Source organism: Klenkia brasiliensis, assembly GCF_900100695.1.
Taxonomy (GTDB): domain Bacteria; phylum Actinomycetota; class Actinomycetes; order Mycobacteriales; family Geodermatophilaceae; genus Klenkia; species Klenkia brasiliensis.
Map to the genome: position 1 here is coordinate 405,143 of NZ_FNCF01000003.1, position 23,501 is coordinate 428,643.

At 74.0% G+C, this 23,501-nt stretch carries 17 protein-coding genes and 1 pseudogene; 10 read left to right on the forward strand and 8 right to left on the reverse strand.

The genetic code is table 11. The features are described 5' to 3' along the window. Positions 1-34: 34 nt before the first annotated feature. The 3 genes and pseudogenes from BLT39_RS23300 to BLT39_RS10585 all read right to left on the reverse strand — a co-directional run. Positions 35-484: pseudogene (locus BLT39_RS23300) on the reverse strand (trehalase-like domain-containing protein); the annotation flags it as partial. A gap of 51 nt (positions 485-535) precedes the next feature. Next, complete coding sequence (locus tag BLT39_RS10580; RefSeq protein ID WP_165640235.1) at positions 536-946, reverse strand: potassium channel family protein; 411 nt, start codon at positions 944-946, stop codon at positions 536-538. Between the two features lie 60 nt (positions 947-1,006). Further along, complete coding sequence (locus tag BLT39_RS10585) at positions 1,007-3,022, reverse strand: S9 family peptidase (protein WP_091062502.1); 2,016 nt, start codon at positions 3,020-3,022, stop codon at positions 1,007-1,009. 90 nt (positions 3,023-3,112) lie between these two features. Here BLT39_RS10585 and BLT39_RS10590 point away from each other — a divergent pair, with 90 nt between their 5' ends. Continuing rightward, positions 3,113-4,348, forward strand: coding sequence for a metal-dependent hydrolase family protein (locus tag BLT39_RS10590; protein ID WP_091062503.1), 1,236 nt, complete (start codon positions 3,113-3,115; stop codon positions 4,346-4,348). A 4-nt stretch (positions 4,349-4,352) separates the two neighbouring features. On the opposite strand, the gene BLT39_RS10595 is transcribed toward BLT39_RS10590, so the two are convergent. From BLT39_RS10595 to BLT39_RS10610, 4 genes are all read right to left on the reverse strand, one after another. Beyond that, positions 4,353-5,378: a TerC family protein gene (locus BLT39_RS10595; RefSeq protein ID WP_091062505.1), complete on the reverse strand. Its 1,026-nt coding sequence runs from the start codon at positions 5,376-5,378 to the stop codon at positions 4,353-4,355. Between the two features lie 124 nt (positions 5,379-5,502). Beyond that, on the reverse strand, positions 5,503-6,609 hold the full coding sequence (locus BLT39_RS10600) for a TerC family protein (RefSeq protein ID WP_242658307.1): 1,107 nt from the start codon (positions 6,607-6,609) through the stop codon (positions 5,503-5,505). Between the two features lie 264 nt (positions 6,610-6,873). After that, positions 6,874-8,235 carry a sensor histidine kinase gene (locus BLT39_RS10605; RefSeq protein WP_091062510.1) on the reverse strand — a complete coding sequence of 454 codons (1,362 nt, stop codon included), beginning with the start codon at positions 8,233-8,235 and terminating at the stop codon, positions 6,874-6,876. Further along, positions 8,232-8,912 carry a response regulator transcription factor gene (locus BLT39_RS10610; protein WP_207507848.1) on the reverse strand — a complete coding sequence of 227 codons (681 nt, stop codon included), beginning with the start codon at positions 8,910-8,912 and terminating at the stop codon, positions 8,232-8,234. The genes BLT39_RS10605 and BLT39_RS10610 overlap by 4 nt, the downstream gene beginning before the upstream one ends. A gap of 145 nt (positions 8,913-9,057) precedes the next feature. Here BLT39_RS10610 and BLT39_RS22405 point away from each other — a divergent pair, with 145 nt between their 5' ends. Genes BLT39_RS22405 through BLT39_RS23305 form a run of 3 tightly spaced genes read left to right on the forward strand, consistent with a single transcriptional unit; the run spans position 9,058 to position 11,029 of the window. Then, entirely contained in the window at positions 9,058-9,927 is an 870-nt protein-coding gene (locus BLT39_RS22405) for a hypothetical protein (protein ID WP_091062513.1), read from the forward strand. Beyond that, positions 9,924-10,460 carry a CvpA family protein gene (locus BLT39_RS10620; protein WP_091062516.1) on the forward strand — a complete coding sequence of 179 codons (537 nt, stop codon included), beginning with the start codon at positions 9,924-9,926 and terminating at the stop codon, positions 10,458-10,460. The genes BLT39_RS22405 and BLT39_RS10620 overlap by 4 nt, the downstream gene beginning before the upstream one ends. Further along, positions 10,457-11,029, forward strand: coding sequence for a hypothetical protein (locus tag BLT39_RS23305; protein WP_091062518.1), 573 nt, complete (start codon positions 10,457-10,459; stop codon positions 11,027-11,029). Before BLT39_RS10620 ends, BLT39_RS23305 begins: the two co-directional genes overlap by 4 nt. Before the next feature lie 466 nt (positions 11,030-11,495). Here the strand turns inward: BLT39_RS23305 and uvrB are convergent, their stop codons facing one another. Beyond that, positions 11,496-13,619: an excinuclease ABC subunit UvrB gene (gene uvrB, locus BLT39_RS10630; protein WP_091062521.1), complete on the reverse strand. Its 2,124-nt coding sequence runs from the start codon at positions 13,617-13,619 to the stop codon at positions 11,496-11,498. 220 nt (positions 13,620-13,839) lie between these two features. Between uvrB and glgX the strand changes: the two genes are divergently transcribed. The 6 genes from glgX to BLT39_RS10660 all read left to right on the forward strand — a co-directional run bounded on the left by glgX (position 13,840) and on the right by BLT39_RS10660 (position 23,476). After that, entirely contained in the window at positions 13,840-15,951 is a 2,112-nt protein-coding gene (glgX, locus tag BLT39_RS10635; protein WP_091062523.1) for a glycogen debranching protein GlgX, read from the forward strand. Further along, the gene (gene treY / locus BLT39_RS10640; RefSeq protein ID WP_091062524.1) at positions 15,948-18,263 is read left to right on the forward strand and encodes a malto-oligosyltrehalose synthase; all 2,316 of its coding nucleotides are present in this window, start codon (positions 15,948-15,950) and stop codon (positions 18,261-18,263) included. The genes glgX and treY overlap by 4 nt, the downstream gene beginning before the upstream one ends. Positions 18,264-18,268: 5 nt before the next feature. Then, positions 18,269-20,023 carry a malto-oligosyltrehalose trehalohydrolase gene (treZ, locus tag BLT39_RS10645; RefSeq protein ID WP_091062526.1) on the forward strand — a complete coding sequence of 585 codons (1,755 nt, stop codon included), beginning with the start codon at positions 18,269-18,271 and terminating at the stop codon, positions 20,021-20,023. Then, positions 20,020-20,745, forward strand: coding sequence for a dihydrofolate reductase family protein (locus BLT39_RS10650; protein ID WP_091062528.1), 726 nt, complete (start codon positions 20,020-20,022; stop codon positions 20,743-20,745). The genes treZ and BLT39_RS10650 overlap by 4 nt, the downstream gene beginning before the upstream one ends. Before the next feature lie 8 nt (positions 20,746-20,753). Further along, the gene (locus BLT39_RS10655) at positions 20,754-21,842 is read left to right on the forward strand and encodes an ATP-dependent DNA ligase (RefSeq protein ID WP_091062530.1); all 1,089 of its coding nucleotides are present in this window, start codon (positions 20,754-20,756) and stop codon (positions 21,840-21,842) included. Between the two features lie 65 nt (positions 21,843-21,907). Further along, positions 21,908-23,476, forward strand: coding sequence for an alpha/beta hydrolase (locus tag BLT39_RS10660; RefSeq protein ID WP_242658308.1), 1,569 nt, complete (start codon positions 21,908-21,910; stop codon positions 23,474-23,476). The last annotated feature ends 25 nt before the right edge of the window (positions 23,477-23,501 follow it).

Consider the following 23,501-nt stretch of genomic DNA (forward strand, 5'->3'; position numbering starts at 1 on the left):
GGTCGCGGCCCTCCAGCGGGGCGGGGGTTGACAGCCACAGCGCGTCGGGGCCGGCGAGGGCCTGCCAGCGGTCGCCGCGCCGGCGCACCCAGGGCACCACCCGGCCGTAGTCGAACCGGACGGCGAGCTCCCCCCGCACCGCCACCTCCCCGGTGACGCCCTCGACGACCCGCACCACGTCGGGGTAGCGCCCGCGCAGCGGCATGAGGTCGACGACCCGCACCGTGCCGCCGTCGGTCTCCCACTCGGTCTCCAGCACCAGGGTGTCGCCGCGGTAGCGCCGCCGGGTGCACCGGCCGCCCCCGGCCGGGGCGATCCGCCAGTGGCCGGCGGCGTCGGAGTCCAGCAGCGACGCGAAGCAGGCCGGGGAGTCGAAGCGGGGCAGGCACAGCCAGCGCAGGGACCCCTCGGCGTCGACCAGGGCGGCGGTCTGCAGGTCGCCGATCACGGCCAGGTCCTCGATCGCGGTCACGGGGCGATCATGCGACCACCGGCGCCCGTCGGCCCGCCGTCCCGGGGAACCCGCAGCCGGCTCTCAGCCGGCGTGGTCGGGACGGCGGGTGCGCAGCTCGGCCTGGATCTCGCGCAGCAGCCGCAGCTGCTCGTCGGAGTCCTGGGACAGGTCGACCTGCTCCTCGTGCGTGAAGTCGTCGTGCGTGCGGATCACCACCGCCGCGATCCGGCCGACGATGACGCCGATGCCGATGATCCCGGCGAACATGGTCAGGACGCCGACCACCCGGCCGGCGACGGTCACCGGGTAGAGGTCGCCGTAGCCGGTCGTCGTGGTGGTCACGAAGGCCCACCACACCGAGTCCCCGAAGCCCCAGCCCTCCAGCCGCCACAGCGCGGTCGCGGCGGCGAGGACCACGGCGAGGTAGGTGGCGACGGCCAGCGGGGTGCGGTTGGCGCAGCTGACCAACGTCGCGGAGACACGAGCGAGCACGGACGACCTCCCAGTCGGACGACCGGAAGCTAGCGGACCCGGGCCCCGGCCGCCCACCGGTCAGCCCGGCTCGTCCCCCGCCGCCGAGGCCCCGGCCGGGAGCGCGGCCGCGGAGCTGTTCTGCGTGGTGGGCAGCCAGCGGCCCCACCAGCGCAGCACGTGCTCCAGCCGGGCCAGCCGGTGCCGCGGGCGGCCGCTGCGGGACAGCTCGTGGCCCTCGCCGGGGAACAGCAGCAGCTCCGAGGGCACCCCGCGCCGCTTGAGCTCGACGAACAGCCGGGTGCCCTGCTCCAGCGGGCAGCGCCAGTCCTCCTCGGAGTGGATCACCAGGGTCGGGGTGGTGATCCGGTGCGCGCCGGCCATCGCCGACTGCGCGGCGACCCGCGCGGGGTCGGTGCCGAGGTACTGGTCGGGGAAGAAGAACCCGATGTCGGAGGAGCCGACGAAGCTGACCGGGTCGTTGAAGGCCCGCTCGCTGATCGCGGCGGCGAACCGCTGGGTGCGCCCGACGAGCAGGGTGGTCATGTAGCCGCCGTACGAGCCGCCCATGACGCCGACCCGGGTGTCGTCGAGCTCGGGCTCCTGCAGCGCCTCGTCCAGGAACGCGAGGACGTCGTCGGCGTCCACCTCGCCGAACCGCTCCCGGACCGCGCGGCCGTGCTCCTCGCCGTAGCCGGAGGACCCGCGAGGGTTGCACTGCAGCACGGCGTAGCCGGCCGAGACGTACACCTGCGTCTCGTCGAACAGCGACCAGCCGTACTGGCTGTGCGGGCCCCCGTGCACGGTGAGCAGCACGGGGTGCGGACCGGGCCCGTCGGGCACCGTGACCCAGCCGTGCACCGGGTAGCCGTCGGGCGCGGTGGCCGTCTTCTCCCGCATGGCGTGCAGCCGGCCGGTGCCCTGCAGCAGGGCGCCGAAGCCGGTGAGCAGCCGCCGGCGGCCGGGGGTGATGGCCAGCAGCTCCCCCGCCGACCGGTCGTGCGCGACCGTGGCGACGACGACGCCGCCGCCGACCCCGATGCCGCGGGTGGTGTACGGGCCGTCGACCAGCGCCTCCGGCTCCCCGCCGGCCAGCGGCACCCGCAGCAGCTCCACCGCGCCCTGCTTCTGCACCGCGACGAAGAGGTCCCCGCCGGCCACCACGACCCGGCCGAAGTCGTGGCCGAGGTCGTGCTTGGCCGGGTCCAGCAGCGGCTGGGGGTGACCGCCGGCGGCGTCCACCCGGCACGGGACGGTGCCCCGGCCGACGAAGTCCAGGCCGTCGGGGCCCAGGTCGGGCTGGGCCGCCAGGTAGACGGTGCGGCCCTCGAGGTCGTCGGGGTCGTAGGTGGGCGCCGAGCAGGAGGACCGGCTCTCGGTCACCCGGCGCAGGTGCGAGCCGTCGGGCCGGCAGGCCCACACGTCGCTGACCAGGTCGCGGTCGGCCCGCGGGTGGCGGGCGGAGACGAAGACCAGCTCGGTGCCGGCCGGGTGCCAGGCGACGTCGGTGTCGTCGTGGTCGCCCGAGGTCACCTGCACCGGCTCGGCGACGGGCACCTCGTCGTCGGCCTCGTCGTCGGGCAGGTCGAGCACGAACACGTGCTGGCGCCGGTCGACGGTGAACCCGACGCCGTCGGACCGGTACTTCAGCGTGGTGATCAGCCGCGGCGGCTCGGCGGCCGGGTCGACCCCCTCCTCGGTGCCGTAGCGGCCCTGCTCCGGCACCCGCGCCGTGTAGGCGATCCGGCGGGAGTCCGGCGCCCAGACCGGCGCCCCGGCGCCCAGCGGGTGGTCGGTGAGCCGGCGCGCCTCCCCGCCGCCGGTGGGCAGCAGGTGCAGCTGCGGCTTGCCGCCGCTCTCGGCGCCGAGGAAGGCCAGCCAGCGGCCGTCCGGGGAGAACACCGGCGCGGAGTCGCGGTGGCCGTGGGTGAGCGGGCGGGCCGGGGCGGAGGCGTCGGTGGGCACCGCCCACAGCTGGCTGCGGTACTCGTCGCCGTCGAGGTCCAGCCGGGTCACCGCGACCACCGCGGTCGACCCGTCCGGGGTCACCGTGGCCGCACCGGGTGTGCGCAGGCAAGCGAGGTCGTCGGGCCGCATGGCGCAGACGCTAGCCCAGCGGCAGCACCCGTGATCAGCCGACAGCGCGCGGTGATTCCCTGAGCCGGGCTCAGTACCTAGGCTGCGCCCATGACGACGCGGCGCGTGTTCACCGGCGGGACGGTCCTCGACGGCACCGGGGCGCCCGCCGCGCCGGGCGACGTGGCCGTCGAGGACGGCCGGGTCGTGGCGGTGGGCACCGGCCTGGACGGCGACGAGGTGGTCGACTGCACCGGCGCCACCGTGCTGCCCGGTCTCTTCGACTGCCACGTGCACGTGCTGATGAGCGGGGTGGACACCCTGCGCCAGCTGCAGACCCCCTACAGCCAGGTCTACTTCGAGGCCGCCCGCAACCTGCGCCGCACGCTCGCGCTGGGCATCACCTCGGTGCGGGACGCGGCCGGGGCCGACCTGGGCGTGGCCGAGGCGGTGCGCTCGGGGCTGGTCCGCGGGCCGCGGATGCAGATCTCGCTGACGATGATCAGCCAGACCGGCGGCCACGCCGACGACTGGCACGTGTGCGGCGCGGAGACCCCGCTGCTGCCGCCCACCCCGGGCCGGCCCAGCGGCATCTGCGACGGGCCCGACGAGGTCCGCCGCACCGTCCGCACGCTGGTCCGGGCCGGTGCGGACGTGCTCAAGGTGGCCACCAGCGGCGGCGTCCTGTCCCCCCGCGACGACCCCCGGCACGCCCACTTCCGCCCCGCCGAGCTCGAGGTGCTGGTGGAGGAGGCCACCGCCGCCGGGCTGGCCGTGATGGCCCACGCGCAGGGGGCCGACGGGATCAAGAACGCCGTCCGGGCCGGGATCCGGTCGATCGAGCACGGCATCTTCCTCGACGACGAGGCGATCGAGTTGATGGTCGAGCACGGCACCTGGCTGGTGCCGACCCTGTCCGCGCCGCGGGCGGTGCTGGCCGCGGTCGCCGCGGGCGCGGCGCTGCCGCAGGCCGTGGTGGACAAGGCGGTGGCGGTGCAGGCCCAGCACGACGAGTCGGTGTCCCGGGCGCACGCGGCCGGGGTGCGCATCGCGATGGGCACCGACTCGGGCGTCGGACCGCACGGGGAGAACCTGGGCGAGCTGCAGCTGATGCGCGACCGCGGCATGTCGGTGGCCGACGTCTGGCACGCCACCACGCTGTCCGCGGCCCGGCTGCTCCGGGTGGAGGACGAGCTGGGCTCGCTGGAGCCGGGCAAGCGGGCCGACGTCGTGGTGCTGGACGGCGACGCCGCCGACCTGTCCGGGCTGGCCGGCCGGGTCCGCGAGGTCTGGCTGGACGGCGAGCGGGTGGCGGCCGGCGGCCGGGTCGCCGACCCGGCCGCCTGAGCCGCTACTCGGCGCTGCGGTCGGCGGGCTGCTCCGGGCCGACGCCGGTGCCCTCGGCCGGCGACAGCTGGCCGCGGGTCTTGACCAGCGAGGCGACGGTCGCGATGACCAGGACGCCGAGGATGACCGCCAGCGACAGCCAGATCGGGATCTCGGGAACCGCCTCGACCGGCTCGCCGCCGTTGATGAACGGCAGCGTGTTCTCGTGGATGGCCTCCAGCACCAGCTTGACGCCGATGAAGGCCAGGATGACCGCCAGGCCCAGCGACAGGTAGACCAGCCGCTTGAGCAGCCCGCCGAGCAGGAAGTACAACTGCCGCAACCCCATGAGGGCGAAGACGTTGGCCGTGAAGACGATGAACGCCTCGCGGGTGAGGCCGAAGATGGCCGGGATCGAGTCCAGCGCGAACAGCAGGTCCGTCGTCCCCAGGGCGAGGAAGACCACGATCATCGGCGTCCAGTACTTCTTGCCGTCCCGCTGGACGCGGATCTTGTTGCCCTCGAAGTCCTTGGTGAGCGGCAGGACCTTGCGCAGCCGCCGGATGAGGGCGTTCTCCTCGTAGTCCTCGTCCTCGCCGCGGTTCCGGACCAGGTTGATCGCGGTGTAGACCAGGAACGCGCCGAAGATGTAGAAGACCCAGGTGAAGCGCTCGATCACCGCGGCGCCGAGCAGGATGAAGATCCCGCGCAGCACCAGCGCGATGATGATCCCGACCATCAGGACCTCTTGCTGCAGCTTCCGGGGCACCTGGAAGCGGGCCATGATGATCACGAAGACGAAGAGGTTGTCCACCGACAGCGAGTACTCGGTGAGCCAGCCCGCGTAGAACTGCGTGGCGAAGTCGCCGTTGGTGACCAGCAGCAGCACCAGGCCGAAGACCAGGGCCAGCGCGACGTAGAACGTCACCCAGATGCTGGCCTCCCGCACCGACGGCTCGTGCGGGCGGCGGGCGACGAGGGCGAGGTCGGCCAGCAGCAGGACGGTGAGTCCCACGAAGGTGCCGATCTCGAACCAGACGGGGAGCTCCACGTCGCCGAACAGTACGGGCGGGCCTGAGCCTGCGCTGTGCGGTCGGCAGTGGTGTCGGACCCACCGACGACGAGGGGCCCACCGGACGACGTCGTCCGGTGGACCCCTCGGTGGTGGAGCGGGATCAGCCCTCGCGGCTGCTGTCGGTCACCGCGGCGGTGCGGCCCGACGGCGGGGCGTCGGCCCGGGCGCCGGCCGGGCTGCCGTCGCGGTCGCCGGGGCCCTGGGCGTGCAGCCCGTCGCGGCCCGCGCCCTTGTCCCCGGCCCCGGTCGGGCTGGTGATGCCGCGCTCGGCGTCCTTCTTGTTCTTGCGGAGGCTGAGCACGGTGGTGACCACCAGGGTCGCGAGGATCACCAGCAACGAGAGCCAGGTCGGGATCTCCGGGATGAGCGTGATGTGCTCACCGCCGTTGATGAAGGGCAGCTCGTTGGTGTGCAGCGCGTGGATGACCAGCTTGATCCCGATGAAGCCCAGGATCACGGCCAGGCCGTAGGAGAGGTAGACCAGGCGGTCGAGCAGGCCGTCGATGAGGAAGAACAGCTGCCGCAGGCCCAGCAGCGAGAAGGCGTTGGCGGTGAAGACCAGGAAGGTCTCCTGGGTCAGGCCGAAGATCGCCGGGATCGAGTCGACGGCGAAGATGATGTCGGCGGTGCCGATGGCGATCAGCGCGATCATCAGCGGGGTGATGAACCGCTTGCCGTCGATCTTCGTCGTCAGCTTGTCGGAGTGGTACTCCTCCGTGGTCGGCACGACCTTCTTGACGAAGCGGAGGACGGCGTTCTCCTTGTACTCCTCGTCGTCGTCGTGGCCACCGCTGCGGGCCTGGATGACGGCGGTGTAGATCAGGATCGCGCCGAAGAGGTAGAAGACCCAGCTGAAGTTCTCGATGGCGGCGGCACCCACGAAGATGAACACGGTGCGCAGCGCCAGGGCGAACGCGATGCCGAACAGCAGCACCTTCTGCTGCAGCTCCCGCGGCACGCCGAAGCTGGCCATGATGATCACGAAGACGAAGAGGTTGTCGACCGACAGCGCCTTCTCGGTGACGTAGCCGGCGAAGTACTCACCGCCGAACTGCCCGCCGGCGAAGATGAACACGCCGATCCCGAACAGGATCGCGATGCCGACGTAGATGGCCGACCAGGTGGCCGACTCCTTGAGCGAGGGGGCGTGCGGGGTGCGCACGTGGCCGATGAAGTCGAAGACGATCATCCCGACGATCGCGGCCACCGTGACTGCCCACACCCAGAAAGGGACGTCCAACGTGTGCCTCCGGTGTCTGTTGCAGAACGCCGGAGGTCTCTCCCACCGACCCCGAGGGGCCGGCCGGCAGTGCCGGAGGTCGATGGCGACCTCGTGCTGACGACAGCTGCCGCGGGGGATACTCCCCTCCACGCGATCCGGGTTGTGCGCTCTGCTGGACGTGTGCAAACGCCAACCAGTGCCTACCCGGCTCGCAGGGTGAACGAACACCGATCCGGCCGGGTTCCCGTCTCAGGCGGTGACGGCGGCCACCGGCAGCTGGACCCGGAAGCAGGCGCCCCGGTCGGCGGGCAGGCACAGCACGTCACCGCCGTGTGCCCGGGCCAGCGCCCGGGCGATCGGCAGGCCGAGCCCGGCGCCGCCGTCGCGGGTGCGGGCGGCGTCCAGCCGCACCAGCCGGTCGAAGACCCGCTCGCGCTGGTCGGCCGGGACGCCGGGGCCGTCGTCGACGACGTCGAGCCGCACGTCTTCGCCCTCCGACCGGACGGCGACCCGCACGTGCCCGGCCGGCCCGGCGGCGCGGACGGCGTTGCGCAGCAGGTTGTCCAGCACCTGGCCGACCCGGTCGGGGTCGACCTCGGCGGTGACCGGGGCGCCGGCGACCTCGACCGGACCGCCCACGCGGCGGGCGCTCCCCCGGGCCAGCTCCAGCAGGTCGGTGGGCCGGCGGTGCAGGGCGGGCGGGTCGCCGCTGTCGAACCGGGTGACGTCGAGCAGGTCGGCCACCAGCCGGCCGGAACGCTGCAGCTCCCGGACAGCACCGGCCAGCAGCTCCTCGCGGCGGTCGCGGTCGGGGTCGGTTCGCAGCACGGTCTCCACCGAGGCCTGGACGGCGGCCAGCGGGGTGCGCAGCTCGTGGGCGGCGTCGCCGAGCAGGTCGCGCATGCCGGCCTCGGCGCGGCGGGCCGTGCGCTCGGCGCCCTCGAGCTCGTCGAGCATGTCGTCGAAGGCGGCCGCGGTGCTGCCCAGCTCGGTGTGCGGCCGGTCTGGGCGCAGCCGGCGGCCGCGGTCCCCGGAGGTGATCGAGCGAGCCAGGGCGGTCATCCGGCCCAGTGGCCGCAGGCCCAGCCCGACGGTGGCGCTGACCAGGACGGCGGCCAGCAGGAGGGTGAGCGCGGCGCCCACCACCAGCACCCACCGCAGCTGGGTGACCGCGTCGGTGATCGGGCCCTGGTCGGCCAGCAGGGTCAGCCGGGCACCGTCGTCCAGGTCGGTCTGCAGGACGTACGCGTCACCGGTGTCGACCACGGCGTCCTGCCGCGGCGGCGGACCGGGCCGTCCCGGCGGACCGGTTCCCGGCCCGGGCGGCTCCAGCTCGCCGACCTGCTGCCCGTCCGCGGTCTCGATCTGCGCCTGCACGGTGTCACCGGTGACGGCGTCGAGCACCTCCTCGTCCGAGCGACCCTGGGCGACGAGCTCGGCGGCGATCTCGGCCCGGTCGACCAGCCGCTGGCGCAGGTCGCTGCGCAGGTTGGCACCGAGCACCAGGTCGACGACGACGCCGAGGACGACCAGCAGGACGGCGAGCAGGCCCAGCACCCACAGGCTCAGCCGGCGGCGCAGGGACGCGGTGCGCAGGACGGGGGCGGTCACGGCCGGACCGTGTAGCCCAGCCCGCGGACGGTGTGCACCAGCCGTGGGCCGTGCGCCTCGAGCTTGCGGCGCAGCGCGCTGACGTGGACCTCCACCAGGTTGGGGTCGTAGTCCCCGTAGCCCCAGACCTGGGTCAGGATCTGGGTCTTGGACACGGTGCGGCCGCGGTTGCCGACCAGGTAGCCCAGCAACCGCAGCTCGGTGGCGGTGAGCTCGAGGTCCGCGCCGGCGCGGGTGGCGGTGCCGGCCGGCTCGTCGACGACCAGGTCGCCGACCTCGACGGCGCCGGGCCAGCGGCCGCGCCGGTTGAGCACCGCGCGCACCCGGGCGACCAGCTCCGCCATCGCGAACGGCTTGACCAGGTAGTCGTCGGCACCGGCGGCGAACCCGGCCAACCGGTCGGGGACGGCGTCGCGGGCGGTCAGGACGACGACGCCGGCGTCCCCGGCCCGGCGGACGTCGGCGGCGAGCGCCAGGCCGTCGCGGCCGGGCAGCATCACGTCGAGGACGACGAGGTCGGGGCGGAACCCGGCGAGGTCGGCGGCCAGCGTGCTGCCGTCGGGCCGGCCCTCGACCGCGCAGCCCTCGTCGGCGAGCGCGGTCACCACGCCGTCGCGGATGGCTGCCTCGTCCTCGACCACCAGGACCCGGGGCCGGGGCGTTCCGTCGCTGCGCACGGCAGCGATGGTGCCTCCCCCAGGCTGAAGCCGCGCTGAAGAACGGGGCGGCCGGCGGGCGCTTCAGGGTGGGTTCAGGGTGGCCGCACACGGTGGGGACAGCGCCGCCCCGGCCCGGGGCGGCACCCGAACCGAGGAGGACCCCGTGTCCCGATCCGCCCGCACCCCCCGCTCCCGCCGCTGGACCGCGGCCGTCGTCGGCGGCGCCGCCACCGGCGCCGTGCTGCTCGGCGGCGGCATCGCGCTGGCCGACGGCTCCGGCTCCGGCTCCACCGACGCGCCGTCCACCGACCAGGCCCCCGGTGACCACGGCCCCGGTGGTGAGCGCGTCGTCGGCACCGTCACCGCGGTGTCGGACTCGTCCCTGACCGTCACCGACGACACGGGCGCCACCCACGAGCTGACGCTGTCCGACGAGACCCGCTACGGCGGCCCCGGCGGGCCGGGGGGCGGCCCGGACGGGGGTCGCGGGCCGGACGGCGGCCGGGGCGAGGGGCGTCCGGGACCGGGTGGGCCCGGCGGTGGTGCACCCGGCGCGCCGACCGACGGCAGCGCCCCCTCCGACGCCCCCGCACCGCCGTCCGACGGCAGCACGCCGTCCGCGCCGTCCGCTGCTCCCTCCGACGGCAGCACCCCGTCCGACGCGCCCGCCGCGCCCTCGGACGGCAGCGCCCCCTCGGACGCCCCGGCGCCGCCCAGCGACGGCGAGGCCCCGACCCCGCCGAGCGGTGACGCACCCGAGGCCGGTTCGGCGTCCGACATCGCGGTCGGCGACCGGGTCGAGGTCCGGGTGTCCGACGGCGCCGCGTTGGAGGTGCACGAGGTCGACGCGCACGTCGACGGCACCGTGGTGTCGGTGGACGGCACCGACCTGACCGTGGTCACCGTGCCCGGGCTGCGGGTGGACGTCGACGCCGCGGCCCTGTCGCAGGTGCCCGCGGTGGGCGACGAGGTGCACCTGCACGGCTCGGTGACCGACGACGGCCGGACGGTCGTCGCCGACGCGGACCGGTGACCCCGACGGTGGGCACCGGCTGGGTCGACCTGGTCCTGGTGCTGCTCCTGGTGCTCGGCGCGGTCGGGGGCTGGCGGCGCGGCGGGCTGCGGCTGGCCGGCTCGGTGGTCGGCCTCGTCGTCGGCCTCGCGATCGGCACCGCGCTGGTGCCGGTGCTCACCGGGTCGCTGCAGGGCGGCACGCGGGTGGCCGCCACCGTGCTCGGCGTGCTGGTCGTCGCGGCCCTGGGCTCCGGCCTGGGCCGCGCGGCCGGTGGCGTGCTGGCGACGCTGGTCGCGCGGCTGCACCTGGGGGTGCTGGACCGGCTGGCCGGTGCGGCCGGTGGGGCGCTGCTGGCGCTCGTGGTGGTCGGGCTGGGGTTGGCGCTGCTGGGCGCCGCCCCGGTCGGGGGTCCCACCGGTCCCGGTCCGTGGCTGGCCGTGGCGCGCGACTCGCAGCTGGGCGGGTGGGCGGTGGACGCCGCCGACCGGGCGCTGCAGGTGGTCGCGGGGCAGACTCCCGGTCTGCACCTGCCGACGGGAGGACCTGGGTGAACGCGCGGGACGGGGAGACGTCGCAGTTCCCGGCTGTCGGGTCGGACCTGCCCGGCAGTCGCCGGCCGACCCACGTGGTCGGGCCGTGGGCACTGGGCACCCGCGACGAGACCGCCGCCTTCCCCACCGTCCCGGAGCAGCCGGCCGCGCCCCCGCCGCCGGGCCGGCGTCCGCGCCGGCGGGCCGGTGCGCTGGTCGCGGGCCTCGCTGCGCTGGCCGTCGTGCTGGTGGCGGGCGTGGTGCTCGGGGTCGTGCTCGGCGGCGGGTCCTCCGCGGGTGACCCGGCCGGCACGACCGCGCCCGCTCCCAGCTCGGCGGCACCGTCAAGCGCCGACGACGAGACCACGGCGACGACGAGCCCGGCCGACCCGTCCACGAGCGAGCCGACGCCCGAGGAGCGACCCGGCCCCGGCGGCGGGGGCGGCAACGGCGGCGGGAACGGCGGCGGGGGCGACGGCCCCGGCGGCGGTCCTGGCGGTGGCGGGAACGGCGGTCCCGGTGGCGGCGGTGGCCCGGGCGGCGGCGGTCCCGGCGGAGGCGGCGGAGCGGGGCGCGGCCCCGGCGGCTGACCCCGGCTCGAACGCCCACGGCCCGTTCTGGACACCGGAACGGGCCGTGGGCGTCCTCGGGCCCGGCGGGACCCGCGCATGCCCGGGGCTCACGGTGGTGGGAGGTCTTCCCCCGCGGTGGGAGGCCTCGGCAACCACCTCCCACCATCGGCGATCACCTCCCACCCGGCCCGACGGCCGGGGTGGCCGGACATCGTGCACGGTGGTCGCACGGTGCACCCGCCGGCGACCGTCAGGGATGTCCGGCCACCCGAGGCAGAAGGCCAGGGCGGCCGGTGCACGGTGTGCCCGGCCGAGGCGGCCAGCCCGCCCGGCCGAGGCGGTCAGCCCCCCGGCCCACGTGGCCGCCCCGGCTCACCGGCGTCGGCGACCCACAGCGGAGCGCGGTGGATCCGCCCGGGGTCCGGACCCGGTCACTGCGGCGCAGGCAGCGACCAGGTGCGGTCCGACGGGCAAGCGGAGCGGGTCAGGCGTGGGCCTGGTCGAACTGGCGCAGCTCGCGCTTGAGCTCGTTGAGCTCGTCGCGCAGGCGGGCGGCCACCTCGAACTGCAGCTCGCGCGCCGCAGCCAGCATCTGGTCGTTCATCTCCTGGATCATGTCCGCCAGCGCGGCCCGGGGCAGGCCCTCGACGTCGATGGACCCAGCCTTCGCCTTGCCCTTGCTCTTGGACGACAGGCCCGGCACCGGCGCCTTGCCGCGGGACTGCTGCCGACCCGACCCGCCGAACTGCTCGGTGGCCTTCTCGGCGTCCTCGCTGGCCTGGTAGATGCCGTCCAGGATGTCGACGATCTTCTTCCGCAGCGGCTGCGGGTCGACACCCTTCTCCTTGTTGTAGGCGATCTGCTTCTCGCGGCGCCGCGCGGTCTCGTCGATGGCCAGCGCCATCGACGGGGTGATCTTGTCGGCGTACATGTGCACCTGACCGGACACGTTGCGGGCGGCGCGGCCGATGGTCTGGATCAGCGACGTCCCCGACCGGAGGAAGCCCTCCTTGTCGGCGTCGAGGATGGCCACCAGCGACACCTCGGGCAGGTCCAGGCCCTCGCGCAGCAGGTTGATGCCGACCAGCACGTCGTACTCGCCCTGCCGCAGCTCGCGCAGCAGCTCGACGCGGCGCAGGGTGTCGACCTCGGAGTGCAGGTACCGCACCTTGATGCCCAGCTCGAGCAGGTAGTCGGTGAGGTCCTCGCTCATCTTCTTGGTGAGCGTGGTGACCAGGATCCGCTCGTCCTTCTCGGTGCGGGTGCGGATCTCGTGCACCAGGTCGTCGATCTGGCCCTTGGTCGGCTTGACCACGATCTCGGGGTCGACCAGGCCGGTGGGCCGGATGACCTGCTCGACGAACTCACCGCCGGTGCGGCCCAGCTCGTAGTTGCCGGGGGTGGCCGACAGGTACACCGCCTGGCCGATGCGGTCGGTGAACTCTTCCCACTTGAGCGGGCGGTTGTCCATCGCCGAGGGCAGCCGGAAGCCGTGGTCGACCAGGGTGCGCTTGCGGCTCATGTCGCCCTCGTACATGCCGCCGATCTGCGGCACCGTCACGTGCGACTCGTCGACGACGAGCAGGAAGTCCTTCGGGAAGTAGTCGATGAGGCAGGCACCGGCGGTGCCCGGGCCGCGGCCGTCGATGTGCCGCGAGTAGTTCTCGATGCCCGAGCAGAACCCGACCTGGCGCATCATCTCGATGTCGTAGGTGGTGCGCATGCGCAGCCGCTGGGACTCCAGCAGCTTGCCCTGCTTGTCGAGCTCGGCCAGCCGCTGCTCCAGCTCCAGCTCGATGCCGCGGATCGCCCGCTCCATGCGCTCGGGGCCGGCGACGTAGTGGGTGGCGGGGAAGACGAAGAGCTCCTGGACCTCGCGCACGACCTCGCCGGTCAGCGGGTGCAGGTAGTACAGCCGTTCGACCTCGTCGCCGAACATCTCGATCCGGACGGCGAGCTCCTCGTACACCGGGAACACCTCGATGGTGTCGCCCCGCACCCGGAAGGTGCCGCGGCTGAACGCGAGGTCGTTGCGGGTGTACTGCTCGGTGACCAGGGTGCGCAGCAGCTCGTCGCGGTCGCGCTCCTCCCCCACCGAGACCTTCAGCGCCCGGTCGACGTACTCCTGCGGGGTGCCCAGGCCGTAGATGCAGGAGACGGTGGAGACCACCACGACGTCGCGGCGGGTGAGCAGGCTCTGGGTGGCCGAGTGCCGCAGCCGCTCGACCTCCTCGTTGATCGAGGAGTCCTTCTCGATGTAGGTGTCGGTCTGCGGGACGTAGGCCTCGGGCTGGTAGTAGTCGTAGTAGCTGACGAAGTACTCGACGGCGTTGTTCGGCAGCAGCTCGCGGAACTCGTTCGCCAGCTGCGCGGCCAGCGTCTTGTTCGGCGCCATCACCAGCGTGGGCCGCTGCACCTGCTCGATCAGCCAGGCCGTGGTCGCCGACTTGCCGGTACCGGTGGCACCCAGCAGGACCGTGTCCTTCTGCCCGGAGTTGACCGCGGCCGCCAGCTCCCGGATCGCCGTCGGCTGGTCGCCGGAGGGCTCGAACTCACTGATCACCTGGAAGGTGCCGCGGGTCGGCCGGAGGTCGGTCTGGGTCGTCACGCACCGAATGTAGGACGGCCCACCGACAATTCCAGTCGATCGTGGGCAGCAGCACCCTCGGCCACCCGGCGGGCGCGGACGGTGGGCGGCAGACTCCTGCGGGGGGCCGCCGGCAGCAGCACGTGTGCGCCCCCGCACCGCGGGGCACCGACGCCCGAGCACCACCGCCCCCCGGCCCGGATCGACCGCGGCCGACCAGCGCAGGAGGATCCACGACCTCATGACCACCCAGGTCTGGCCCGGCACGGCCTACCCCCTCGGCGCCACCTACGACGGCACCGGCACCAACTTCGCGCTCTTCAGCGAGGTGGCGGAGAAGGTCGAGCTGTGCCTGTTCGACGAGGACGGCAACGAGGAGCGCATCCAGCTCCCGGAGATGGACGCCTTCGTCTGGCACGGCTTCGTCCCCGGCGTCCAGCCCGGCCAGCGCTACGGCTACCGCGTGCACGGCCCCTACGACCCGGAGCAGGGTCAGCGCTGCAACCCCACCAAGCTGCTGCTGGACCCCTACGCCAAGGCCGTCGACGGCGGCATCGACTGGCACCCCTCGGTCTTCGGGTACGACTTCGAGACCAAGGAGCGCAACGACGAGGACTCGGCCGAGCACATGCCGAAGTCCGTCGTCATCAACCCCTACTTCGACTGGGGCAGCGACCGGCTCCCGCGGATCCCGTACCACAAGTCGGTCATCTACGAGGCCCACGTCAAGGGCCTGACCATGACCCACCCGCGGGTCCCCGAGGAGCTGCGCGGCACCTACGCCGGCATCGCGCACCCGGCGATCGTGGAGCACCTGCAGGAGCTGGGCATCACCGCGATCGAGCTCATGCCGGTGCACGAGTTCGTGCAGGACGACACCCTGCAGCAGAAGGGCCTGCGCAACTACTGGGGCTACAACACGATCGGCTTCTTCGCCCCGCACCACGAGTACGCCAGCAACCAGAGCCCCGGCATGGCCGTGCAGGAGTTCAAGGGCATGGTGCGCACGCTCCACGACGCGGGCATCGAGGTCATCCTCGACGTGGTCTACAACCACACCGCCGAGGGCAACCACCTGGGCCCCACGCTGTCGTTCAAGGGCATCGACAACCAGGCCTACTACCGGCTGGTCGACGACGACCCGCAGTTCTACATGGACTACACCGGCACCGGGAACTCCCTCAACGTCCGGCAGCCGCACTCGCTGCAGCTGATCATGGACTCGCTGCGCTACTGGGTCACCGAGATGCACGTCGACGGCTTCCGCTTCGACCTCGCCTCCACGCTGGCCCGCGAGCTGCACGACGTGGACAAGCTGTCGGCGTTCTTCGACCTGGTGCAGCAGGACCCGGTGGTCAGCCAGGTCAAGCTCATCGCCGAGCCCTGGGACGTCGGCGACGGCGGCTACCAGGTCGGCAACTTCCCGTCGCTGTGGACCGAGTGGAACGGCAAGTACCGCGACACGGTGCGCGACTTCTGGCGGGGCGAGGACGCCACGGTCGGTGAGTTCGCCAGCCGGATCACCGGGTCGGCCGACCTGTACCAGCACTCCGGACGGCGTCCGGTGGCCAGCATCAACTTCGTCACCGCCCACGACGGCTTCACCATCAACGACCTCGTCTCCTACAACGAGAAGCACAACGAGGCCAACGGCGAGGACAACAACGACGGCGAGAGCCACAACCGCAGCTGGAACTGCGGCGTCGAGGGCCCGACCGACGACCCCGAGGTGCTCGCGCTGCGCGCCCAGCAGCGGCGCAACTTCATCGCCACGCTGATGCTGAGCCAGGGCGTGCCGATGCTGCTGCACGGCGACGAGCTCGGCCGCAGCCAGGGCGGCAACAACAACGGCTACTGCCAGGACTCCGAGCTGACCTGGATCGACTGGTCCGACGTCGACGAGGGCCTGGTCGAGTTCACCAAGCTCGTCACCCACCTGCGCCACGACCACCCGACGTTCCGCCGTCGCCGGTTCTTCAACGGCCGGCCGGTCCGGCGGGTCGAGGGCGACCCGGTGCCCGACATCGCGTGGCTGACGCCGGCCGGTGAGCTGATGAGCGAGGAGGACTGGGACGCCCACTTCGCGAAGTCCGTGGCCGTCTACCTCAACGGCCACGGCATCCGGTCCACCGACGAGCGCGGCGAGGCCGTCGTCGACGACTGCTTCATCCTGGCCTTCAACGCCTGGCACGAGGACATCGAGTTCACCCTGCCCACGTCGGAGTACGCGCAGAGCTGGACCGTCGTCGTGGACACCGCCGAGTTCGGCCCCGTGGAGCCGAACGAGAGCGCCGCGGGCGACACCCTGACGGTCAAGGGCCGCGCCATGGTCGTCCTGCGCAGCATCTCGTGACCGAGGCCGCCCGCCGGGGGGTGCCCTCGGGCACCTACCGGCTGCAGTTCCACGCCGACTTCACCCTCGGCCAGGGCGCCGAGCTCGCCGGCTACCTGGCCGACCTGGGCGTCAGCCACGCCTACGCCTCCCCGCTGCTGCGGTCGGCGGAGGGCTCCAACCACGGCTACGACACCACCGACCACGCCCACGTGGACGAGGCGCGCGGCGGTCGGGAGGGCCTGGAGCGGCTGGTCTCGGCGCTGCACGAGCACGGGCTGGGCCTGGTGCTGGACCTGGTGCCCAACCACATGGGCGTCGAGGACGCGCACGCCTCGGGCTGGTGGTGGTCGCTGCTGGAGCTCGGCCCCGACAGCCCGCACGCGCACGCCTTCGACGTGGACTGGGAGGCCGGCGGCGGCAAGGTGCGGGTGCCGGTCCTGGGGTCCGACGACGACGTGGCCGAGCTGCGGGTCGAGGACGGCGAGCTGCGGTACTACGACCACCGCTTCCCGATCGCCCCCGGCACCGGCGAGGGCACCCCGCAGGAGGTGCACGCCCGCCAGCACTACGAGCTGGTCGGCTGGCGCCGGGCGGACCACGAGCTGAACTACCGCCGGTTCTTCGCCATCAACACCCTCGCCGGGCTGCGGGTCGAGGACGAGCGGGTCTTCGAGGCCACCCACGCCCTGGTCCGCGAGCTGCTGGCCGCCGGCTGGGTCGACGGCCTGCGGATCGACCACCCCGACGGCCTCGCCGACCCCCGCGGCTACCTGGACCGGCTCGCCGAGCTGTCCGGGCACCGCTGGACGGTCGTGGAGAAGATCCTGGAGCCCGGCGAGGACCTGCCCGACAGCTGGGCCACCGCCGGGACGACGGGGTACGACGCGCTCGCCGAGGTGGACGGCGTCCTGGTCGACCCGGCCGGCGAGGCCGCGTTCACCGCGCTGGACACCGAGGTCGCCGGGCACCCCGTCGACTACGCGCAGCTGGTGCACGACAGCAAGCGGGAGGTCACCGACGGCATCCTGGGCTCGGAGGTCGCCCGGCTGGCCCGCCTGGTCGGCGAGCTCCCCGGGGTGCCGGCCGAGCAGGTGACCGAGGCGCTGGCCGAGCTGCTGGCCTCCTTCGACGTGTACCGGACCTACCTGCCCGACGGCCGGTCGCACCTGGACGCGACCGTCACCGCCGTCCGGGAGCGCCGGCCGGACCTCACCGCCGCCCTGGACGGCCTGCACCCGCTGCTCGGCACGCCGGGCACCGAGCTGGCCACCCGGTTCGAGCAGACGTCGGGGCCGGTGATGGCCAAGGGCGTGGAGGACAGCGCCTACTACCGGTGGTCGCGGTTCGTCGCGCTCAACGAGGTGGGCGGCGACCCGACCCGGTTCGGGCTGCCGGTCGCGGACTTCCACACCGCGCAGCAGCAGCGGGCCGCCGAGCGCGCGGTCTCCATGACCACGCTGTCCACCCACGACACCAAGCGCAGCGAGGACGTGCGGGCACGGCTGGCCGTGCTGGCCGAGCTACCCGAGGAGTGGGCCGGGCTGGTGCGCGGCTTGCTGCAGCGGCACCCGCTGGCCGACCGGCCGCTGGCCCACCAGGTGTGGCAGAACCTCGTCGGCGCGTGGCCGCTGAGCCGGGAGCGGGCGCACGCCTACGCCGAGAAGGCCGCCCGCGAGGCCGGGACCTCGACCACCTACACCGCGGTGGACGAGGAGTTCGAGGCCACGCTGCACGCACTGGTCGACGCCGCGTTCGACGACCCCACCACGCGGGCCGAGGTCGACGCGTTCGTCGAGCGGGTCACCGCGCCGGGCCGGTCGAACTCGCTGGCGCAGAAGCTGCTCCAGTTGACGATCGCCGGCGTCCCCGACGTGTACCAGGGCACCGAGCTGTGGGACCTGTCGCTGGTCGACCCGGACAACCGCCGTCCGGTCGACTACGCGCAGCGCCGGCGGCTGCTGGCCGACCTGGACGTCGGCGAGGTGCCGGCCGTCGACGACACCGGCGCGGCGAAGCTGCTGGTCGTCTCCCGGGTGCTGCGGCACCGCCGGGACCACCCCGAGGCGTTCGCCGGCTACAGCGCGGTCGAGGCCACCGGCCCGGCCGCCGACCACGTGGTCGCCTTCGACCGGGGCGGGGTCGTCGCCGTCGCCACCCGGTTGCCGGTCGGCCTCGAGGCCGACGGCGGCTGGCGGGACACCGCGCTGGCGCTGCCCGCCGGCGGCTGGCGCGACCTGCTCACCGGCACCCGCACCGTCAGCGACGCCTCCGGTGCCCCCCTGGCGGAGGTCCTGCAGCACCTCCCCGTCGCACTGCTCGTCCAGGACTGAAGGGCATGACCATGAGCACCGAGTTCGCCGTCTGGGCGCCGCTCCCCGAGCGGGTCCGACTGCAGGTCGACGGCGAGGTCCACCCGATGACCCGGGACGACGACGGCTGGTGGCGCGCCGAGGTCGAGGCCGCGGAGGAGGCCGACTACGGCTTCCTGCTCGACGACACCACCCCGGCCCGCCCCGACCCGCGCGGCCGCCGCCAGCCCGACGGCGTGCACGGGCTCTCCCGCCGGTTCGACCCCACCGCGCACACCTGGGGCGACCGGGCCTGGACCGGGCGGCCGCTGGCCGGCAGCAGCGTCTACGAACTGCACCTGGGGACCTTCACCCCCGAGGGCACCCTCGACGCCGCGGCGGCCAAGCTCGACCACCTGGTCGACCTCGGCGTCGGCTTCGTCGAGCTGCTGCCGGTGAACGGGTTCAACGGCACCCACAACTGGGGCTACGACGGCGTCGCCTGGTACGCGGTGCAGGAGACCTACGGCGGGCCGGCGGCCTACCAGCGGTTCGTCGACGCCTGCCACCAGCGCGGGCTGGGTGTCATCCAGGACGTCGTCTACAACCACCTGGGCCCGTCGGGGAACTACCTGCCCGAGTTCTTCCCCGTCTTCAGCGAGGGCGGGGCGAACACCTGGGGCGACTCGGTGAACCTCTCCGGCCCGCACTCCGACGAGGTGCGCCGCTACATCATCGACAACGCCCTGATGTGGCTGGGCGACATGCACGTCGACGGCCTGCGGCTCGACGCCGTGCACGCGCTGGTCGACGAGCGGGCCACCCACGTGCTGGAGGAGCTGGCCGCCGAGGTCGACGCGCTGTCGGTCGCCGTGGGCCGGCCGTTGACCCTCATCGCCGAGAGCGACCTCAACGACCCCCGGATGGTCACCCCGCGCGCCTCGGGCGGGCTGGGGATGACCGCGCAGTGGAGCGACGACTACCACCACAGCCTGCACGCCGTGCTCACCGGCGAGGGCCAGGGCTACTACCGGGACTTCGCCGACGCGGGCCTGGCCGGGCTGGCCAAGGTGCTCACCGGGGCCTTCCTGCACGACGGCGCGTGGTCCTCCTTCCGCAAGCGGCACCACGGCCGGCCGGTGGACACCGCCCGGCTGCCCGGCTGGAAGTTCCTGGCCTACCTGCAGGACCACGACCAGATCGGCAACCGGGCCACCGGCGACCGCATCTCGGCCACCCTCTCCCCCGCCCAGCTCGCCGTCGGCGCCACCATCACGCTGACCAGCCCGTTCACCCCGATGCTCTTCATGGGCGAGGAGTGGGGCGCCGGGACCCCGTGGCAGTTCTTCACCAGCCACCCCGAGCCGGAGCTGGGCAAGGCCACCGCCGAGGGCCGGATCGGGGAGTTCGCCGAGCACGGCTGGGACGCCGACGAGGTGCCCGACCCGCAGGACCCGGAGACCTTCACCCGCTCGAAGCTGGACTGGTCCGAGCTCGACCGGGACCCGCACGCCGGGCTGCTGCGGGTGCACACCGACCTGCTGGCGCTGCGCCGGGCCCGGCCCGAGCTGGTCGACGCCGACCTGACCCGCGTCGCGGTGGACCACGACGAGGCCGAGCGCTGGCTGGTCGTGCGCCGCGGCACGCTGCGGGTGGTGGCCAACCTGGCCGACGAGCCGCGCACGGTCGAGCTGGACGCCGCGCCCACCGAGGTGCTGTTCGCCACCGGTGAGCTGCCCGCCCTCGACGGCACCGCGGTCACCCTGCCCCCGCACTCGGCGGCCGTGCTGGCCGCCCGGTGAGGGCCCTGGTCCCGCCGGGTGGGCTCGACGACACGTCCCTGGCCGAGGCCTACCGGCCGCCGTCCGGCCGGTTCGTGCGGGCCAACTTCGTGCACGCCCTGGACGGCGCGACCAGCGTCGACGGCGCGTCGGCCGGCCTGGGGTCGGACGCCGACCAGCGCGTGTTCACCGTGCTGCGCGCGTGGTGCGACGCCGTCCTGGTCGGCCACGGCACGGCGGCCGCGGAGGACTACGGCCCGCTGGAGGCCGACTCCGACGTCGGGCGGCTGCGCACGGAGCTCGGCCGCCCGGCGACCGCCCCGGTCGTGGTGGTGTCCCGGCGGGCGTCCCTGTCCCCGGGCGACCGGCTCGCGGTGCCCGGCACCTGGCTGGTCACCTGCGCCGCCTCCGACGCCGAGCGGCGGACCGCGCTGACCGGGGCCGGGGTGCGCGTGCTGGTGGCCGGCGACGAGGACGTCGACCTGCCCGCCGCGCTGGACGCGCTGGCCGGCGAGGGGATCGAGCACGTGCTCTGCGAGGGCGGGCCCTCGCTGTTCCGGGACGCGGTCGCGGCCGGGGTGGTCGACGAGCTGTGCCTGACCACCGCGCCGCTGCTGACCGGCGGTGCGCACGGGGTGCTGGGCGGGGAGGCGCTGCCCGGCCCGGTGCGGGCCCGCCTGGTGCAGCTGCTCGAGGAGGACGGCGTCCTGCTGGCCCGCTACGCCCTGTCGCGGGCTGCTTGACTGCACGGGTGGACCTGCCCGTCATGCCCCCGGTGAAGCCGATGCTCGCGAAGGCGGCCACCACCGTCCCCGAGGGCGACTTCTTCTACGAGCCCAAGTGGGACGGCTTCCGCTGCATCGTCTTCCGGGACGGCGACGAGGTGGAGCTGGGCAGCCGCAACGAGCGCCCGCTCACCCGCTACTTCCCCGAGGTGGTGGAGGCGGTCAAGGCGCAGCTGCCGCAGCGGTGCGTCGTCGACGGCGAGATCGTCGTCCCCCGCGGCGACCGGCTGCACTTCGAGTCGCTGCTGCAGCGCATCCACCCGGCCAAGTCGCGGGTGGACAAGCTGGCCGCGGAGACCCCGGCGTCCTTCCTGGCCTTCGACGTCCTGGCGCTGGGCGACGAGTCGCTGCTGGAGGTCCCCTTCCGGGAGCGGCAGGCCCGGCTGCGCGAGGCGCTGGCCGGGGCGCAGGCCCCCGTGCACGTCACCACCGTCACCACCGACGCCGAGGTCGCCCGGCGCTGGTTCCAGGAGTTCGAGGGCGCCGGGCTGGACGGCGTGGTCGCCAAGCCCGCCGACTCCCCCTACGCCCCCGACCAGCGCACGATGACCAAGGTCAAGCACGTGCGGACGGCGGACGTGGTGGTCGCCGGCTTCCGCTGGCACAAGACCTCCACGCCGGAGCAGCCGCTGGTCGGGTCGCTGCTGCTGGGCCTGCACCGCGACGGGGAGCTGCAGCACATCGGGGTCGCCGCCTCCTTCACCCTGAAGCGGCGGGCCGAGCTGGTCGCCGAGCTGGAGCCCTACCGGGTCACCGACCTGTCCACGCACCCGTGGGGTGGTTGGGCGAACGCCCAGGCCGAGTGGACCGAGGGCCACCCCGGGCAGCGGATGCCGGGTGCGCAGAGCCGCTGGAACGCCGGCAAGGACCTGTCCTGGGTGCCGCTGCGGCCCGAGCTGGTGGTGGAGATCCGGTACGACCAGCTGGAGGGCGAGCGGCTGCGGCACACCGGCCAGTTCCAGCGGTGGCGGCCGGACAAGGACCCCGCCGACTGCACCTACGACCAGCTCGACGTGCCGGTCCGCTACGACCTCGCCGAGGTCCTCGGGGGCTGAGAGATGGGGCACGAGGGACCGAGGTGACGGGCGTGACGGGCCCGGTCCTCCTAGGGTGGACCCCCGTGAGTGCCCCGTCCCGCCGCCCCGCCGTCCTGGTGGCGCTGCTGTCCGTCGTCCTTGTGGTGCTGTCGGCCTGCTCGTCCTCCGACACCGGGGACGAGGCCGCCAGCAGCTCCTCGGCCGCCCCCACCACGCCGGCCGAGCCGACGGTCGCGCCGGTGGAGTGGACCGACTGCACCGCCGACATCGCGCCGATCATCGCCGGGCGCCCCGGCGCCGACCGGCCGCTGACCTTCGGCTGCGGGCAGATCGAGGTACCGCTGTCCTACGACGACCCGACCGGGCCGACGCTGTCGCTGTTCGCCGTGCGGGCCGTCTCGGGCACCCAGGCCGACCGCATCGGCTCCCTGGTGGTCAACCCCGGGGGTCCGGGCCTGTCGGCCACCGACGCCGCCGTGCAGAGCGCGCTCACCCTGCCCGACACCGTGCTGGCCCGGTTCGACGTCGTCGGCGTCGACCCCCGCGGCGTGGGCCTCTCGCAGCCCGTGCAGTGCATCTCCGACAGCACCAAGGACCAGCTGACCGCCGCCGAGCCGCGGCCGAGCACGGCCGACCAGCTGGACGCCGCGTTCTCCCTCGCCGACGACGTCGCCGCCGGCTGCGTCGACCAGTACGGCGAGGGCCTGGGCGCCTTCTCCACCGTCGATTCCGCCCGCGACCTCGACGTCGTCCGGCAGGCGGTCGGGGACCAGCAGCTGACCTACCTCGGCTACAGCTACGGCACCACGCTGGGCTCGACCTACGCGGAGCTGTTCCCCGAGGAGGTCCGCGCGCTGGTGCTCGACGGCGCGGTCGACCCCGACGCCACCCGGCAGGACGCCGCCGAGGCGCAGGCGCAGGGGTTCGAGGCCGCGTTCGACGCCTTCGCGGCCAACTGCACCTCCCTGGTCAGCGGCTGCCCGGTCGGCGCCGACCCGCGGACCGCGGTGGGTGACCTGCTCACCCAGGCGGGGACCACGCCGATCCCCAGCAGCCGGGAGGGCGAGACCCGGCAGGCCACCCCCGGGCTGGTGCTGGCCGCCGTCCGGTCCGCGCTGTACAACCCGGCCGCCTGGCCGCAGCTGGCCCAGTCGCTGGCCGCCGCCCAGCAGGGCGACTCGGCGGGCGTGCTGACCCTCGCCGACACGTTCACCGGCCGGGCCGAGGACGGCACCTACAGCAACACCATCGACGCCAACATCACGGTGAGCTGCGCGGACACCGAGGAGAGCTACTCCCAACCCGACGTGCGCACGCTGGTCGCCGACTGGGGCACCCGCTACCCGCTCTTCGGCGCCGCCGCCGCGCTGTCGCTCTACACCTGCACGCCGTGGGACGCCCCGCGCACGCCGCTGCCCGACCGGGACGCCGAGGGTGCGGCGCCGATCCTGGTGATCGGCACGCAGGGCGACCCGGTCACCCCGCTGCCCGGCGCCGTCGACATGGCGCAGGACCTGGCCTCGGGCGTGCTGCTGACCTGGCAGGGCAGCGGGCACACCGCCTACCCCAAGACGCAGTGCGTGACCGACGCGGTGAACTCCTACCTGGTCGATCTGGCCGCGCCGACCGCCGACCTGACCTGCCCCGCCTGACCGGCTCGTACCCACCCGCCCGTCC

Excerpts from the sequence above, each read along its gene's own strand:
- BLT39_RS10585 (WP_091062502.1), bottom strand. The coding sequence starts at position 3,022 with ATGCGGCCCGACGACCTCGCTTGCCTGCGCACACCCGGTGCGGCCACG.
- BLT39_RS10590 (WP_091062503.1), top strand. The coding sequence starts at position 3,113 with ATGACGACGCGGCGCGTGTTCACCGGCGGGACGGTCCTCGACGGCACC.
- glgX (WP_091062523.1), top strand. The coding sequence starts at position 13,840 with ATGACCACCCAGGTCTGGCCCGGCACGGCCTACCCCCTCGGCGCCACC.
- treZ (WP_091062526.1), top strand. The coding sequence starts at position 18,269 with ATGACCATGAGCACCGAGTTCGCCGTCTGGGCGCCGCTCCCCGAGCGG.